Source organism: Bartonella sp. HY406, from assembly GCF_025449315.1.
In the GTDB taxonomy this organism is placed as follows: Bacteria; Pseudomonadota; Alphaproteobacteria; order Rhizobiales; family Rhizobiaceae; genus HY038.
On sequence record NZ_CP104893.1, the window covers coordinates 1982343 to 1998020 of the forward strand.

Genomic DNA, 15678 nt, shown 5'->3' on the forward strand with positions numbered 1-15678 from the left:
AGTTAAGCCATTACCGCACTCCATCATTGAATATTATGTAGATCGCTTAAACGACAAGAAAGCGTCATATCGCTACCCTTTTGCGGCGGTTGCAAACCATATTGGTTGATTTTGTCATAACGCAGTTCTAAATCCTGATAGCGAATATTTACCCGCAAAAACTGGCCGATAATTTGACAATCCTCAACCTTGCCGGTAAAGCTCAAAGCTGCATCAGCAATTTCACCCTCGATAAAATTGGCAGGGTGGATAAGATAAGCCCCACTGCCCTTTTGCGCAGCTTCACCGCTAATATAATTAGGCGGAATAATATTGGCATCCCCCAAAAAGCTCGCGACAAACATATTTTGCGGCCGATAAAAAATGTCTTTAGCACTACCTGTCTGTGCAATTTTGCCCTTATCTAGCACTGAAATATAGTCACCAAGCATTAACGCCTCATCCTGATCATGGGTGACAAGAATTGCGGTGACACCAAGCTGCATTTGCAGATTTTTAAGCTCAAATTGTAATTTTCGCCGAATTTGCGCATCAAGTGCCGATAATGGTTCGTCTAGCAACAATATTTTAGGCTCCAATATAACCGCACGGGCTAAGGCAACCCGCTGCCGTTGCCCACCCGACAAATTGGCAGGTAAACGATCCGCAAATTCGGTTAATGCCACCATATCAAGCATCTTATCTACGCGGCTGCTAATATCTGCCTTGCTTAACTTTTTTTGCGCTAGGCCAAAACTTAAATTTTTACGCACACTCATATTAGGAAATAGCGCATATTGTTGAAAAACCATGGCCAATTCGCGCTCGCTTGGTGGTAATTGATCTATTTGGCGTGATGCCATCAAAATACGCCCCTTTGCCACTTGGTGCAAACCAGCGATACAGCGCAACAAGGTGGTTTTACCGCAACCAGAAGGCCCTAAAAGCACATGAAATTCGCCTTGAGCAATTGACAGTGATATGCCATCAAGAATTGTCTTATCGCCATAATTTGCCTCAAGATTTTCAATCACCAAACCGGTCATTTTATACTTTCCTAATTTTGTTCCCTAGTTTTGACTTTTTGCAAGACGCGCGTTTAAAGCCAGCGTTAAGACAGTCATCACCAATAAAAATATGAGATAAATAAAGACAATAGTGCTAGCAAAGCGCCCTGTTTCATTGCGGTGCGCATAGATATAAATTTGCACAGTTTCAAACTGGCCGCCCACCAACAAATTGGCATAAACAAACTCGCCAATTAAAATGCTAAAATTTAACAATATAGCCAGCAATAAGGCGGGCGTTAGTAGCGGTATAATAACCCGCATTAAAATAGTTTCATCCTTTACACCAATAAGGCGGCCAGCATCAAGCAAATCATCAATTGCCATGCCATTAAGGCTATTTTTTAAAGCAATATAAAGCATGGGAAAACAAATAGGCACATAAGCAAAAATCAATATCCAGATTGTGCCATTAATCTGCAATGGTGGTACTGAAAAAATCTTTAAATAGCCAACCACCAAAACCACACTTGGAATAGCATAGGGCAAGACAATTAAACGTGCCATCCATTTATCAAGACTTGGCCAATAAATATGACCTACCAAAATAGCAGGCACAATAAGCAAAACGGCTAAAGCAATAGCGCAAATGGCAACAAAAACACTGCGTAAAAATGCCATTTGAAAGCGCGTATCAGCGAGTACATCACCAATTGTTACCAGAGTAAAACCGCGTGGCAAAAAGCTATTTGACCAATCAACCGCAAAAGCATTGATAATAATTGCCAAAAACGGCAAAGCCATTAGCAATGCAAAAACTATTAACAAAATGCGGGCAATAAAGGATTGTTTCATCATTACCTCTTTTTGCCAATAAGTTGATTAACCGCAATGGGAACAAGAAGCACAACGAGCAAACAGATTGATAAGGCATTGGCAAGACCGGGATTGGCAAAAACATCGCCTGCCACCAACTCACCAATACGAACGGTGACAATGCGGGCATTGGTACCAACCAGCGCATAGGCGGTTGCATAAGTGCCCATGGCATTGGCAAAAAGCAAAATGCTTATCGCAACCAATTGCCTAAAAATAATTGGTAAACCAATAAACCACCAAAATTTGTGTCTTGTTGCACCGATTAAAAAAGCCGCTTCTTCAATATCTTGTGGCACGGCAATGACCACAGGTAAAAGCAAAACAATTGCTAAAGATATTTGAAAAAAGCAATAAGTTAAAACAAGACCGGAAAAGCTATAAATATTAAGTTCACTTATAATGCCCATATCAATTAAAATTTTAGTTAAGACACCATTTGCACCAAGCAAAATGACAAAAGCCATGACCGATGGAACGCCGGCAAAATTAGAACCCAAATTTGCAAAAGCAGTTGCAAAACGCTTGGAAAGATAAGAGCTTGCCCGTAAGCTAATACAAATCGGAATGGCAAAAACCATGCCGATAAAGCTTGTAAGCAAAGATAATTCAATGGTTGCAATAAAGGAGTTAATATAAAATTTGCTGGTTAAGATTTTTTGGTAATAAAAAAGAAAATCACCAATATAATTAAACGAGCCAATAAATACACTTACCAAGGGAGCGGCAATGATAAAGCCTAAAAAAACAAGCCAAGGCAAGGCATAGAGCCGCATATATTTTGCACTTTTCATTTAGACTAATTTTCCGCTAAAGGGTGTGAGACTTGCAACATCTACACCTAAGACAGCACAGCAAAGCGCCGCAATTTCTGTTTGGCGCAAAGCCTCCACACTCAGATCAAAACCAAACCAATAAAACGGTACTTCAGATTCACTTGGTAATGGTCCACTGTGGTTGCCATCATCGCCCATTCCATGATCGGCGGTGACAATGACTTTATAGCCTTGCTCTAGCCAATTGGGCATATATTGCGCCAAAAGATCACCGGCCTTACGAGCTGTATTGCGATAAGTAACCGAATTACCACCACTTTTATGACCTGCGTCATCAATATTCATAGGATGCAATAATAAAAAGTCCGGCGCAAAGCGATCTATCAGGTTTTGTGCATCTGCAAATAAATGACTGTCAGGATAGCTATCATCCCAATAAAACATACCGTAATTAATGTCTTTAGTTTGATCAATCAAAATGCGGTCTTTTTTATAATCAAATGGTGCATTGATATAAAGCTCACTCACCCAATAATAGGCAGCTGCGGCAGTGGTTAAATTAGATTTACGACAAAGCGCAAAAATATTATCACCATTAGACCTGCGAACAATTGCATTACTTACCACGCCATGATCAGCAGGGCTGCGACCAGTTAATAAGGTTTCATATAAGGGGCGTGACATTGCAGGTAATTCACATCGCAATTTTGTAACATTACCGCGCTTTAAGTCAATTAATCCTTCCAAATAGCCTAAACATTCGCGCGCTGTATCATAACGCAGACCATCTAGCACAACCAAAATTAACTTGGACATGACGCACCTTTTAATAGCGTAATTGAAAAAATACGCCTTTGCCAAGCTATTAATTACTCGGCAAAAGCTTAATTTAATTGAGTTAACCGCGCATTACATTTCAGAAAGCACGTTTTCTTGCCAAAGTTGAGTAATGGTTGGTGCTGTGTTTTTCCAAATTTCTGAGTTAATAACGCGTGCAGCCTTATATTGTTCGGAAGGTAAAACACGGTCTGCAACATCTTGCGGCAAAGTGATATGGTCAATGCGAATTGGACGCGCATAACCACGAGCAAGGTTAATCTGCCCCTCATCAGAGAAGATATATTCACGCGTTAATTTTGCAGCATTTGGATTTTTGGCAAATTTATTAATAACTGTGGTATAACCAGAAATAACTGATGCATCGGATGGAATGAGCACGGTATATTTTCCACCGCCCACAGCATCGCGGTAATTAAGCGCGTTAAAATCCCAAATAGCTGCGACTTCAATTTCTCCGCGTTCAAGATTGGCGGGAGAAACCGAGTTAGACCGCAAGCGCCCTTCTTTAGCAAGCTTGGCAAAAAGCTCGATACCGGGCTGCAAATTTTCTTCACTTCCCCCCATAGCAATAGCAGCAGCTAAGATTGACGCATTTTCTTGCGCGCCGCTACCTGGCTTAGCGATCGAAAATTTGAAATTACCGTTTTTTAGCTCTTCCCAGCTTTTGGGTGGGTTTGGCAAATCGCTCTTGATAATGAAAGCAATGGTACCTGTATAAGCGAGCGCCCAATTACCATCCTTATCCTTAGCCCAATCAGGAATTTGCTCCCAAGTGGTTGGCTTATAAGGCTGGACAAGATCACGAGCAACCGCAATCGGACCAAATTCTAAACCGACATCACCAATATCAGCCGATGCATTAGATTTTTCATTTTCAAACTTGGAAAGCTCTTCAGCTGAACTCATATCCGTATCAAAATGGCTAAGGCCATATTTTACTTCTAAGTCCTCCCAAGTACCTTTCCAATTGGCCCAGCTATCAGGCATACCAACAGAATTAACCGTACCTTCCTTTTTAGCCGCATCAACTAGCGCAGAAATGTCTGCGGCAAAAAGCGTGTGGCAAGAAAAAAGAAGCGCTGTTGCACCCATTGATAAATGAGCAAGAGTTTTTAAAAAACGGTTATGCATTTACAACCTCGAATAAAAGCAACTAGATTCCCCATCAAAAGGGCTTGCCTATTCGGTTTTCATAATTGGGTTGCAAAAAATTGACATTTAGATGACAGTTTTATGAAATGCTTGTAATCAAGACTTTTGCAGGCAAATAATGGTAAAGTTTAAAAAAACAAGATTGTTGCGCATGCACAATAAAAATAATTCTACTAAAATTGAGAAATTTGGTGGAGCTAAGCGGGATCGAACCGCTGACCTCCTGCATGCCATGCAGGCGCTCTCCCAGCTGAGCTATAGCCCCATAATCAATGTGCATGACTTTTATAAAGCTGCCTTTTGATTTGGTAGAAGCTGTAAATTAACTTCGTGAGCGGTTCATTAAAGATAGATTCCACAAAGATCAAGCAAAAAATTGATATTTTACCAATATTTTTTACATAAGCACAAATTGCATGAGTTTTTGGAAAAAATCCGCCTATTGGCATAAATTTTACTTTACCTTCTCATATTAACAAGCATCTTCACGAAATAAGGATAATTTTACAAAAATGCACTTTTAAATCTAGAATGTATACAAATCTACTTTTTTGACAAATTGTGCTAACATACTTTAAAAATTTAATCTTATATCGATTTAGCGCTGCCCGAACAAAAGGATAAATCATGACCGAAGAAAAAATTTCAATCCATGTTAGGGGCTTAGGTGTAGAAGACAGAGAAAAAAATTACGATTTGATGCAAAAAAACATTATCAAAAATACGTTTCAAAAAAAATTAAGCTCATTATACAACTTCTAGTTTTTATACCCGTTATTGTTATCATTGGCTTAATATTTTCAAAAGAACTTGGCGTCAGCAAAATCCCTTATACAATTGAATCTTCTATTATTTATTTTCTATTTGGCATTAATATAGGTATTTTATTATATTCAATGGCATGTAAAGCTGCAGCTAACTGCCAATACAAAAATTTCTATGCAGATAATCCAGAAGCACAAAATGGCTACCAACTTATACTTGATAAAACACAATTGCAGGTAAAATCTGACTGGAACACTACAATTAATAACTATAATCATATTAGCGAATGCATCAAGCTCACTGATGAAATTTGGTTGATAAATTTTAGAAATCAAACATTCATTTGGATATATATTAACGAACTCCGCGATGAAGAAACGACAAAACAGGTAAAACAGTGGCTTGGAATTGCATAAAACAAATATTTAATACCCCAATATAGTTAAATTCAAAACACATTTGACAATGTTTAATGAAAAGCCTTGCCACTCAGGAAACGTTTCCATATATCCTAGTACACAAATGGCTAAACAAGCCGTAAAACTTTAATACTCATTTTCAATTGGAAAAATATCATGTCCGCACTCAACCAAGACATTGTTCTTTCACATTTACGCGCCGTTAAAGGGCCCGATTTTGAAAGTGATATTGTAAGCCTTGGCTTGGTATCCGAAATTTTTATTGCTGATAAAAAAGTATTTTTCTCAATTAATGTACCGGCTAACCGTGCAGAAGAGTTGGAACCCTTACGGCTTGCCGCTGAAAAAACCGTTTTAGCGATTGACGGGGTAAAATCCGCAATTGTCACCCTTACTGCTGAAAAGCGTGCGGGCGACCATTCGGGCGAAGTAAAACGCCCAACCAAGCCAATTGTGCAAAAATCCACCCCCGCAAGTAGTCACCCCCATAAAAGTTCTGATATTCCGCCGCGCACCCCCATCCCCGGCGTTAAACACGTAATTGCCGTTGCATCTGGCAAGGGCGGCGTTGGCAAGTCAACAACGGCGATTAACTTAGCCCTTGCATTAATGGAACAAGGATTAAATGTCGGCATTATGGATGGCGACATTTATGGTCCATCATTACCGCGTTTGACCGCGATATATGACAAGCCAGAAGCGGTTGAAGGTAAAAAATTGTTACCGCTTGAAAAATATAATTTAAAATTAATGTCGATGGGATTTCTTGTTAGTGAAGATACACCAATGGTTTGGCGTGGACCAATGGTCATGTCTGCTATCACCCAAATGCTGCGCGATGTGCTATGGGCACCCCTTGATGTATTGGTTGTTGATATGCCGCCAGGCACTGGTGACGCCCAACTTACCCTTGCCCAACAAGTGCAATTATCAGGTGCGGTTATTGTATCAACTCCGCAAGACCTTGCACTAATTGATGCGCGTAAGGGTATTGAAATGTTTAGTAAAGTAGGAATTCCTATTTTAGGCATCATTGAAAATATGAGTTATTTTATAGCGCCCGACACTGGTAAGCGATATGATATTTTCGGTCATGGCGGTGCAAGACAAGAAGCTGAAAAACGCAAATTGACATTTCTTGGTGAAATTCCGTTAGATCCCGACATTCGTGTCAGCGGTGATGATGGCAAACCAATTATTTTGGCAAGCCCAAATGGTGCTCATGCAGCAGCTTATCGTAACATTGCGGAAACCATATCTGCGAAACTTCAGCTTACATAGCTTTTCATTTCAAAAAAAATGTGCTAGTGAGGCATATTGTCAATTTTTATGGGTGTCGTTTATGGCTCTGGAAGATATCAAGGCAGAGATAGCAATATTGCTTCAAGATATGGTGAATCAACCTCAAGATAAGCACCAATTAGCCGAGCAATTGCAAGAAAAGCTAAATATCATGAAGGCTGAAGGCCTACCCCTTCCTGAAGATCTAGTAGCTCTTGAAGAAGAGCTTGCAAATGGAAAAAGGAACTAGGGTTAAGCCATGAAGACTAGCATCAAAACTTTTTTACCAGTTGCTTTTATTTTATCTGCTGCAGCACTTACAGGCTGTAATTCTGTTGATAAAACACTTACAAGTTCAATTACTCCACAAGCGATTGCAGCAAATTCAGTATCTCCCAAAGCGGTTTCTCGTCTTGGCACCAGTATGACACCATTAGGCTACAGCCAATTTAACCTTGTACGGTTAGATGAGCAATATCGCCAAATTGAGCAATCAAAGCAAAAAACATCATTGCTTGGTTACAGCAAGATTGAAACATCATCAAATGCAGCAAGCGCTGTTTTGACTACGCCAAAGGTAACAAGAGTTAACACGGCAAATCTTGGTCCACGGGTTAAAACCACTTACCACCTTCCTAATGCAACTGCTGAGGTTGAGCAGCTGATTGGTCAATATGCCAGTGCCTACAATGTTCCTGAGCGCCTTGTTCGCCGGGTTGTTTTACGTGAAAGTGGCGGCAATCCACAAGCAAGAAATGGCCCTTACTGGGGCTTGATGCAGATTTCGCACCCAACGGCACAAAGCATGGGCTATAGTGGTCATGCACAGGGTCTTTTAGACGCTGAGACCAATCTGCGTTATGCAGTAAAATATCTTGCCGGTGCTTATCTTGTTGCGGACGGTGATGAGTCACGCGCTGTACGTCTTTATGCACGTGGTTTTTATTATGATGCCAAAGCAAAAGGCGTATTAGAGCATACTGGCTTACGCCCTGGCCCATTATCCATTGCAACAGCTTATAGCGCGCAATAATTTTAAAAGTTTGCATTTTAAAGCCCCCTTTATGTTTTCATAAAGGGGGCTTTTTTATGGGCTAAATTAACTTTAACTATTCACTTTGCCACTCTTTAACAAAGCCTTTATATTCGCCATTATTTTTGGTAATGTGCAGCCATTGATCGACATAGTTTTTCCAAACAATATCATTTCTTGGTAGCATATAGCCCTTTTCGGCAAAGGTGAGTTGCTGTTCAGGATTTACCGGGCAAAGGGTTGGATAAAAGCGCTTTTGATATAAGATTTCCGAAATATCAGTAATCATGACATCGGCTTTATTATCAACAAGGTTTTGGAAAATAATATTATTGTCATGGAAAAGTTCAAGCCGTGCTTTTGGCATATATTTGCGAACATATTTTTCATTTGTGCCACCGGCTGGCTCAATCGCACGTATATGCGGCTGATTTAACTGCTCAACACTTGCATATTTTTCAACGTCATCACATCGCACAAAGGGTACTTTACCATCAACACCAAGAGCATCGGAAAAAGCAACTTTTTGTTGGCGTTCTAATGAAATGGAAATGCCGCCCATAGCGATATCACATTTACCAGCTAAAAAATCAGGCATGAGCTCTTTCCAAGTGGTGGGAACAAATACCACCCTGGCATCAAGACTTGCTGCCAATGAGCGTGCCATATCAACATCGATACCCGTATAATCACCATTTTCTTTTAAAAAAGTATAGGGTTTATAATCACCTGTTGTGCACACACGCAGTGTCTTATTTTCCAATACATGATCAAGGTGAGATGGGCTTTCTGCCCATGCAGACAATGGACACAAAGCAGATGCAAGTAATATTAATAATATTTTTTTCAAGGAAACCTCCTTTTTGCCGCACTTTTTAAAATAAAAGAAGCCATAATTACCATAACAATATTTATTGGCAATGTGATTTCATTTTCTAAATATCGATTTATAATCTTCCAACTGCAAATAAAATGAAAACTACCAATAATTTTACTAATCCACTCAAAAAACTATTTACATAAATTTGGCACTTTTTTGCGATTTTGCACAAATTGACTGTTAAATTTTATAATTTTATGCGTAGTATTTATAATAATTTGATATTTTTTACTAATATTTTTTATTTTATAAAAGAAGGGAAATTGATTACGACGAATGTTTTGCTAAGGGATTTCTCGTAAAGACCAAATTGGAGATTTTGCAAAACATAAGCGCCAATACCAGTAATAACACTGGCACTAAAAGATCAATAATTGGGTTTATTAAGTATCGAGGAGCTATAATGAACAAAACAACCCCTTCTACCAAAGCACTTGTTCCTTTTGTAAGCGTTGACCATATGATGCAGTTGGTGCATCACATTGGAATCGAAACATTCCTAGTAGAGTTATGCGCGGTAATTGAAGAGGACTTTAAACGCTGGGAAATTTTCGATAAAACTCCACGCATTGCAAGCCATTCGGATGAAGGTGTCATTGAGCTTATGCCTACCTCTGATGGCAATATTTATGGTTTTAAATATGTTAATGGCCACCCTAAAAATACCAAGGAAGGCTTACAAACTGTAACTGGTTTTGGTTTGCTTGCTGATGTTGCAACTGGTTATCCAGTTCTTTTCACTGAAATGACCCTTTTAACAGCATTACGCACTGCTGCAACTTCAGCTCTTGCAACACGCTACCTTGCGCCAAAAGACGCTAAAACACTGGCAATGATTGGCAATGGTGCGCAGTCAGAGTTTCAGGCCCTTGCTCTTAAAGCAATTTGCGGCATTGAAAATATTCATCTTTATGATATTGACCCCTTGGCCACTCAAAAAGCATTTAACAACTTAAAAAATAGCGGACTAAATATCATTGCCTGTGATAGCGCCCAAAAGGCAATTGAAGGCGCGGAAGTTATCACTACCTGCACGGCTGATAAGCAATATGCTACAATTCTAACCGATAATATGGTGGGTGAAGGCATTCACATTAACGCTATTGGAGGTGATTGTCCGGGTAAAACTGAATTGCATAAGGATATATTGCTGCGCGCAGATACATTTGTCGAATATCCGCCACAAACCCGGATTGAAGGTGAAATTCAACAAATGCCGGCAGACTACCCCGTAACTGAATTATGGCAGGTCCTAACCGGCCAAGCAAAAGGCCGCACAGATAAACGCCAAATTACACTTTTTGATAGTGTTGGCTTTGCAATTGAAGATTTTTCAGCACTTCGCTACATCCATGATAAAATCAAGGATACAGAATTTTTCGAAGAACTTGATATTCTTGCAGACCCAGATGATCCACGTGACCTATTTGGCATGTTACAACGCGCCCAATAGCAACTGAATATTGAATGAATTACGGCCTTATAACCTAAAAGCATAAATAATCGTGACATGGTTATAAGGCCTTAAGCTTCCATATGCCAATTGCTATTACAAATTAAATAAATTCCTAAAAATAATACATTCATTTGGAGGATGCGACATGGCTCGCAAACAATCTTTTTCTGTTCAAGCACCTGCCGCTGTTGTTATGATCCGCCCTCATCACTTCACGGTGAATACAGAAACCGCTACCGATAATAGTTTTCAGATCAATGTGCCTTTAAGCGAACAATTAGCGCCCACCGCCTATAATGAAATTACAAAGGCGGTAGAGCAATTATCGGCCGTTGGAATTGGCGTACATCTTTATGAAGATGAAAGTAAAAAAACCCCAGATTCAGTTTTTCCAAATAACTGGTTTTCGACCCATGCGGGTGGTTATATTGCTATTTATCCAATGAAAGCACCAAACCGCAGACTTGAACGCCGTTACGATATCATCGAGGATTTAAAACGCAATTTTCGTGTACAAGAAGTAATTGATTATTCTGGACTAGAACCTGATGGGCTTTTCCTTGAAGGAACCGGCGCAATGGTTCTTGATCATATCGACCGCGTTGCATATGCGGTTAAATCAGATCGTACCGATCCAATTGCACTTGAACGCTTTTGCACCCAATTTAACTTTGAACCAATGACTTTTGATGCGGTTGATAAAAACAATACACCAATTTATCATACCAATGTACTTATGTGTATTGCAACCGAATTTGTTATGATTGGTTTAGATATGATTTCAAATAAAGCGAGAGCTCAAGAAATCATTTCGCGTTTCGAACAATCTGGCCGTAAGATTATAAATCTAACTTCAGAACAAATACACCAATTTGCAGGCAATGCCATTGAGTTAAAAGGAAAAGATGGACGTTACCTTGCATTATCTGGTACCGCTTATCGCTCCTTAACGCCTGATCAAATTGCAATTATTGAAGAAAGTGCAACGCCAATTGTGTTAGAAATCCCAACAATTGAACAAGCTGGTGGTTCAGTACGCTGTACAATTGCGGGCATACACCTATCCTCACGGTCCTAATCAGTATTGCCCCAATAGATCGGGTGATTTCATGTAAAATATCGCAGTTATATTGACTGCCGACCCTAGCTTTTTGTAAAATTTTTCAGTAGATCTGAAGTGGTAAAAAACAACTACCACTTCAGCCAACAAAGCCCAGCAAAAGAACGACTTATTCATTGAAATGAAAGGTTACGACAATAGCTATCATCAACAGTGTCGTAAAGCTCAAATCGCTGTAGCCCCTTCTCGCTTACCTCCCCTTTATAAATCAAAAGTGTATATTTTTGCGATTTAATAGCCTTGTTTCTTTAACTTAATGGATTAACATTAAGCCGGGCCAAGAATGATAAATGTCTCACTTTTAGCAACACCATCGCTAGAACGTATTGTTGAAATGACGTCATTTAGTTCAACAATGTTAGATACTTCAACAATTGCAATAATATCCCATTTACCATTAGTGTTATAAACATCAAGTAAGCCTGGTGTGCGTTTTATTCGGGCGATAATATGTTTGGTTGACGGACTATTAATTTCAATGACCATAAATGCGCGAATACGTTTTTCATCGACATCATCTTTTAACTTTATTGTAAAGCCTTTGATATCGCCATTGTCTATTAAGCGGTCAAGCCGCTTTTGCGCAGTTGCGCGAGCGACACCTAACAGCTGAGCAAGCTGTGGAATTGAAGCACGTCCATTTATTTTTAACTCGGCAATTAATTTACGATCTAACTCATCCATAATGTTACTTTTTCGCCAATTTTCTACCTAAAAAGGCAGTTTATGGCAAAAATAGGCATTTTGCACTCTATTATTTTACAGAAAAATAAACCAATATATACTTTCATACTGCCAATAAAGGGACAATAATGCATTAAAATTTCGGTACTTGTTTATAAATGGAGGAAATTATGAACATAAAAAAAATTGCCGCAATGAGCTTATCTTTACTCATCCCATTCTTTAGCTTAAATGTCAGCCATGCTGACGAACTTGATAAGATCAAGTCAAATGGTGTTATGAAAATTGCCGCATCTGGCGTTTTTCCGCCATTTAGTTTTGTGGATACGAATAATAATGTAGTTGGCTTTGATATCGATATTGCCAATGAAATTGCTAAGCGCCTTGATGTAAAATCTGAAATTGTTACAACACCGTTTGATGGTATTATAGCTGGTTTGGTTACCGGCCGCTATAATGCAGTTATTGGTTCCATGGCCATAACCGAGGAACGCAAAAAGGCAGTTGATTTTGTTGGCCCCTATTACCGTTCAGGTATTGGCATTTTTGTCAAAGAGGGATCGGCTTATAAAACACTTTCATCTCTTGAAGGAAAAAATGTTGGAGCAATTTTAGGGGAAACCTCTGAAAAATGGGCGCGCGAACAAAATAAATTCAACCTTCGTACCTATAAAGGCTTGCCTGAAATGTTGATCGACCTAAACTCAGGTCGTGTCGATGCAATAATATCTGATGATATAGTTGTTTATGTCGCAATCAAGAATAATGACGCGAAAATAGTTCAGATTGAAGATGACAACCTACCAAAGTTCGATATTGGCATGGCCATCCGCAAAAAGAACCCCGATCTTGCGGCTGCCATGAAAAAGGCACTTGATGATATGATGGCCGATGGCACCTATGAAGCTATTTCAAAAAAATGGGTTGGTACTGATATCCGTTAAGCTAAGTCGCGGCAATGGTGTTTTTTCCATATTATTTAGTCGTCCAAAAGGCTACCAGATTATAGTTGGAAGCTGATTAACAACTGGTATTGACGGCTAATTTAAGCGTTTTGTAAAGCATAGCAAAGAGCACTTTTCTGTCTGAGTTTAATCTAAAGTGCTCTTATTTAAAATCTTGTAAAATATGCAATTTTGTTGCGCTTATGCGATGATGTTACAAGCTGCGCCGCTGTTTAATTTCCAATTATTTCATGTGTTAGTGAGGTGTCATGGATTTCGATCTTATTGCACAATTATTGCCATTTACCATCCAAGCCGGTTGGATAACCATACAACTTGCGTTTGTCTCTTTAGCAATTGGCCTATGTGTTGCCTTTGTTGTGGCTGCCTTGCGGTCCTCCAAACATATTTTTATTTGGCCTTTGGCAGCATTTTATGTCAGCATCATGCGCGGTACGCCACTTTTGATCCAAATTTTTCTTGTATATTATGGTGCCTTTGCTTTTGGATTTGATACTACACCGTTTTTTGCTGCAACCTTAACAATGGGTTTTAATATTGGTGCTTATATGTCTGAAGGCATCAGAGGGGCAATACAATCGGTCGATAAAGGCCAATATGAAGCGGCACGAGCACTGGGTTTTGGCAAAATACGCACTTTATTTTATTTTATCATTCCGCAAGCAGCAACAGTTATGATCCGGACGATTGAAATAAATACTATTATATTGACAAAAAGCACGGCTCTTGCCTCTACGATCGGCGTTATTGAGCTTACCTATACAGCCCAAAGATTTGTAACTTCCAATTCTGGCAATTCATTTGAAATATTTGGTTTAGCAGCAATTGCCTATATCATAATTTTAAGCGCAATTCTCCTTTTATTTCAGTTACTTATTTCTGCATTCAATAAAACCAAAATAAGTGGAGCATCCTGATGTTACAATCATTTATTGATGGATTTTGGCAACGTATTGATGAGATTCCGCTTGATTTTTCGGCTATTCCACCTTTTGGTAGTCTTCTATTAACGGGACTTTTGTGGACTGTGATTATCACTATTCTTGCCGGTCTTATTAGTTTTTTCGGCGGTATCATTATCGCTCTGATTTTAAACTATGTGCATAAAATTTATAATTGGCCATTGCGGTTTATTTCTTGGCTTTTTATGACAACACCACTTTTGCTGCAACTTTACCTTATTTATTATGGCCTTTCGCAGTTGGAAATTCTTTTACCCGCCTTTTGGACCGGTGTCATTGTTCTTGGTTTCCATTATGCAGTCTATAATGCAAATATTTTCCGGGCGGCTTTGCAATCAATCGATAATGGACAAATGGAAGCGGCAAGATCTTTGGGGTTTAGCTACTTTCAAGCCTTACGTTATTTTATCACACCACAATCAGTATTTGTAGCCTTGCCACAGGTGGGCAACAATACCATCATTCTTTTAAAAGATACCGCCATTGTTTCCTTGATCGGCATTGCCGAATTAACCCTAAATACTCAGCAAGCAATTGCTGAAACCTATAGATCTTTCGAATTTTATTTGGTTGCTGCCCTACTCTATTACATTATCAATCTAATTATGGAGTTCGGATTATATGTCACCACTCGTAAGATAGGAGCCATGCAATGAATACAAATATTATGATTGATTTGCGCAATATCCATAAATCCTATGGCGCCCATAAGGTCTTAAAGGGAATAAATTTTAGCGTAGATCGCGGTAAAATCGTTTCAATTATTGGCCCAAGCGGGTCTGGAAAGAGTACCTTATTACGCTCAGTCAATATGCTTGAAGAAATTTCACAAGGCGAAATTTGGTTTGATGGCAATCAAGTTAATCTGCCCCTTAAAGGCCGCGCCTTTGAAAAACATTTAAATTATATGCGCCAACAAATTGGCATGGTTTTTCAGCAATTCAATTTATTTCCTCATCTTAGTGTCTTGCACAATATTACCATCGGACCTCGTATATTAAAAAATATCCCCAAACATGACGCGGAAGAAATTGCCCATTCCTTATTAAAAAAAGTCGGATTAGCAGACAAAGGCGATTCTTACCCCGCGCGTTTATCGGGGGGGCAAAAGCAACGCGTTGCTATTGCTCGTGCTCTTGCTATGCAGCCAAAAGCAATGCTGTTTGATGAGGCAACCTCTGCGCTTGATCCTGAATTGGTAGAAGAGGTCAACCAAGTAATGAAACAGCTTGCCGCTGAACATATGACCATGATGATTGTTACACATGAAATGCGCTTTGCAGCTGAAGTTTCTGATTACGTTGTTTTTATGGATGGCGGCGTCATTGTAGAACAAGGGACTCCTGATGATGTCTTAAAGAACCCTAAAGAAGAGCGAACGCGCGAATTTTTACGCAAACATTTGCAAGGACATTGATCTTTGAAAACAAAAAATAATTAACGCTCTGCCTATGGGTGTTGAGAGATATAGTTAAATTAACAT

The 15678-nt window shown here is 39.3% G+C and carries 18 protein-coding genes and 1 tRNA gene; 11 read left to right on the plus strand and 8 right to left on the minus strand.

The window, feature by feature from the left end; translation table 11 throughout:
* Window positions 1-23: 23 nt before the first annotated feature.
* The 6 genes from N6B01_RS08375 to N6B01_RS08400 form a co-directional block, all read right to left on the minus strand.
* Window positions 24-1025: an ABC transporter ATP-binding protein gene (locus N6B01_RS08375; RefSeq protein WP_262078265.1), complete on the minus strand. Its 1002-nt coding sequence runs from the start codon at window positions 1023-1025 to the stop codon at window positions 24-26.
* A 24-nt stretch (window positions 1026-1049) separates the two neighbouring features.
* Window positions 1050-1841, minus strand: a complete 792-nt coding sequence (locus N6B01_RS08380; RefSeq protein ID WP_262078266.1) for an ABC transporter permease — start codon at window positions 1839-1841, stop codon at window positions 1050-1052.
* A 2-nt stretch (window positions 1842-1843) separates the two neighbouring features.
* A complete protein-coding gene (locus N6B01_RS08385) occupies window positions 1844-2656 on the minus strand; it encodes an ABC transporter permease (protein ID WP_262078267.1) in 813 nt (270 codons plus the stop codon).
* Window positions 2657-3454, minus strand: a complete 798-nt coding sequence (locus N6B01_RS08390) for an alkaline phosphatase family protein (protein ID WP_262078268.1) — start codon at window positions 3452-3454, stop codon at window positions 2657-2659.
* Between the two features lie 93 nt (window positions 3455-3547).
* A complete protein-coding gene (locus N6B01_RS08395; protein ID WP_262078269.1) occupies window positions 3548-4609 on the minus strand; it encodes an ABC transporter substrate-binding protein in 1062 nt (353 codons plus the stop codon).
* A 210-nt stretch (window positions 4610-4819) separates the two neighbouring features.
* Window positions 4820-4895 (minus strand) — tRNA-Ala (locus N6B01_RS08400).
* 362 nt (window positions 4896-5257) lie between these two features.
* On the opposite strand from N6B01_RS08400, the gene N6B01_RS08405 reads away from it, so the two are divergent.
* From N6B01_RS08405 to N6B01_RS15185, 5 genes are all read left to right on the plus strand, one after another.
* Window positions 5258-5392, plus strand: coding sequence for a hypothetical protein (locus tag N6B01_RS08405; RefSeq protein WP_262078270.1), 135 nt, complete (start codon window positions 5258-5260; stop codon window positions 5390-5392).
* A gap of 134 nt (window positions 5393-5526) precedes the next feature.
* The gene (locus N6B01_RS08410; RefSeq protein ID WP_262078271.1) at window positions 5527-5811 is read left to right on the plus strand and encodes a hypothetical protein; all 285 of its coding nucleotides are present in this window, start codon (window positions 5527-5529) and stop codon (window positions 5809-5811) included.
* Between the two features lie 159 nt (window positions 5812-5970).
* On the plus strand, window positions 5971-7095 hold the full coding sequence (locus tag N6B01_RS08415) for an Mrp/NBP35 family ATP-binding protein (protein ID WP_262078272.1): 1125 nt from the start codon (window positions 5971-5973) through the stop codon (window positions 7093-7095).
* 61 nt (window positions 7096-7156) lie between these two features.
* Window positions 7157-7345: a hypothetical protein gene (locus tag N6B01_RS08420; RefSeq protein WP_182417341.1), complete on the plus strand. Its 189-nt coding sequence runs from the start codon at window positions 7157-7159 to the stop codon at window positions 7343-7345.
* Between the two features lie 9 nt (window positions 7346-7354).
* Entirely contained in the window at window positions 7355-8128 is a 774-nt protein-coding gene (locus tag N6B01_RS15185; RefSeq protein ID WP_315973308.1) for a transglycosylase SLT domain-containing protein, read from the plus strand.
* Between the two features lie 76 nt (window positions 8129-8204).
* Here the strand turns inward: N6B01_RS15185 and N6B01_RS08430 are convergent, their stop codons facing one another.
* A complete protein-coding gene (locus N6B01_RS08430) occupies window positions 8205-8978 on the minus strand; it encodes a transporter substrate-binding domain-containing protein (protein WP_262078273.1) in 774 nt (257 codons plus the stop codon).
* Window positions 8979-9411: 433 nt separating this feature from the next.
* On the opposite strand from N6B01_RS08430, the gene N6B01_RS08435 reads away from it, so the two are divergent.
* Together N6B01_RS08435 and ctlX are read left to right on the plus strand one after the other, a co-directional pair.
* On the plus strand, window positions 9412-10461 hold the full coding sequence (locus N6B01_RS08435) for an ornithine cyclodeaminase (RefSeq protein ID WP_262078274.1): 1050 nt from the start codon (window positions 9412-9414) through the stop codon (window positions 10459-10461).
* Between the two features lie 148 nt (window positions 10462-10609).
* Window positions 10610-11542, plus strand: coding sequence for a citrulline utilization hydrolase CtlX (gene ctlX / locus N6B01_RS08440; RefSeq protein ID WP_262078275.1), 933 nt, complete (start codon window positions 10610-10612; stop codon window positions 11540-11542).
* Window positions 11543-11851: 309 nt separating this feature from the next.
* Here the strand turns inward: ctlX and N6B01_RS08445 are convergent, their stop codons facing one another.
* A complete protein-coding gene (locus N6B01_RS08445; RefSeq protein ID WP_262078276.1) occupies window positions 11852-12268 on the minus strand; it encodes an Lrp/AsnC family transcriptional regulator in 417 nt (138 codons plus the stop codon).
* Between the two features lie 170 nt (window positions 12269-12438).
* Here N6B01_RS08445 and N6B01_RS08450 point away from each other — a divergent pair, with 170 nt between their 5' ends.
* The 4 genes from N6B01_RS08450 (at window position 12439) to N6B01_RS08465 (ending at window position 15612) form a co-directional block, all read left to right on the plus strand.
* Window positions 12439-13212, plus strand: coding sequence for a transporter substrate-binding domain-containing protein (locus N6B01_RS08450; RefSeq protein ID WP_262078277.1), 774 nt, complete (start codon window positions 12439-12441; stop codon window positions 13210-13212).
* 269 nt (window positions 13213-13481) lie between these two features.
* Window positions 13482-14150 (plus strand): amino acid ABC transporter permease, encoded by a 669-nt coding sequence (locus N6B01_RS08455; RefSeq protein ID WP_262078278.1) that lies wholly within the window; start codon window positions 13482-13484, stop codon window positions 14148-14150.
* Complete coding sequence (locus tag N6B01_RS08460) at window positions 14150-14851, plus strand: amino acid ABC transporter permease (RefSeq protein ID WP_262078279.1); 702 nt, start codon at window positions 14150-14152, stop codon at window positions 14849-14851. Before N6B01_RS08455 ends, N6B01_RS08460 begins: the two co-directional genes overlap by 1 nt.
* The gene (locus tag N6B01_RS08465; protein WP_410007207.1) at window positions 14848-15612 is read left to right on the plus strand and encodes an amino acid ABC transporter ATP-binding protein; all 765 of its coding nucleotides are present in this window, start codon (window positions 14848-14850) and stop codon (window positions 15610-15612) included. The genes N6B01_RS08460 and N6B01_RS08465 overlap by 4 nt, the downstream gene beginning before the upstream one ends.
* Window positions 15613-15678: the final 66 nt, after the last annotated feature.

Bases quoted from the DNA above. Each gene is read 5' to 3' on its own strand.
- N6B01_RS08375 (WP_262078265.1), bottom strand. From the start codon at position 1,025: ATGACCGGTTTGGTGATTGAAAATCTTGAGGCAAATTATGGCGATAAG.
- ctlX (WP_262078275.1), top strand. From the start codon at position 10,610: ATGGCTCGCAAACAATCTTTTTCTGTTCAAGCACCTGCCGCTGTTGTT.
- N6B01_RS08415 (WP_262078272.1), top strand. From the start codon at position 5,971: ATGTCCGCACTCAACCAAGACATTGTTCTTTCACATTTACGCGCCGTT.
- N6B01_RS08380 (WP_262078266.1), bottom strand. From the start codon at position 1,841: ATGAAACAATCCTTTATTGCCCGCATTTTGTTAATAGTTTTTGCATTG.
- N6B01_RS08395 (WP_262078269.1), bottom strand. From the start codon at position 4,609: ATGCATAACCGTTTTTTAAAAACTCTTGCTCATTTATCAATGGGTGCA.
- N6B01_RS08420 (WP_182417341.1), top strand. From the start codon at position 7,157: ATGGCTCTGGAAGATATCAAGGCAGAGATAGCAATATTGCTTCAAGAT.
- N6B01_RS08385 (WP_262078267.1), bottom strand. From the start codon at position 2,656: ATGAAAAGTGCAAAATATATGCGGCTCTATGCCTTGCCTTGGCTTGTT.
- N6B01_RS08390 (WP_262078268.1), bottom strand. From the start codon at position 3,454: ATGTCCAAGTTAATTTTGGTTGTGCTAGATGGTCTGCGTTATGATACA.
- N6B01_RS08455 (WP_262078278.1), top strand. From the start codon at position 13,482: ATGGATTTCGATCTTATTGCACAATTATTGCCATTTACCATCCAAGCC.
- N6B01_RS08405 (WP_262078270.1), top strand. From the start codon at position 5,258: ATGACCGAAGAAAAAATTTCAATCCATGTTAGGGGCTTAGGTGTAGAA.
- N6B01_RS08445 (WP_262078276.1), bottom strand. From the start codon at position 12,268: ATGGATGAGTTAGATCGTAAATTAATTGCCGAGTTAAAAATAAATGGA.
- N6B01_RS08410 (WP_262078271.1), top strand. From the start codon at position 5,527: ATGGCATGTAAAGCTGCAGCTAACTGCCAATACAAAAATTTCTATGCA.
- N6B01_RS08460 (WP_262078279.1), top strand. From the start codon at position 14,150: ATGTTACAATCATTTATTGATGGATTTTGGCAACGTATTGATGAGATT.
- N6B01_RS08435 (WP_262078274.1), top strand. From the start codon at position 9,412: ATGAACAAAACAACCCCTTCTACCAAAGCACTTGTTCCTTTTGTAAGC.
- N6B01_RS15185 (WP_315973308.1), top strand. From the start codon at position 7,355: ATGAAGACTAGCATCAAAACTTTTTTACCAGTTGCTTTTATTTTATCT.
- N6B01_RS08465 (WP_410007207.1), top strand. From the start codon at position 14,848: ATGAATACAAATATTATGATTGATTTGCGCAATATCCATAAATCCTAT.
- N6B01_RS08450 (WP_262078277.1), top strand. From the start codon at position 12,439: ATGAACATAAAAAAAATTGCCGCAATGAGCTTATCTTTACTCATCCCA.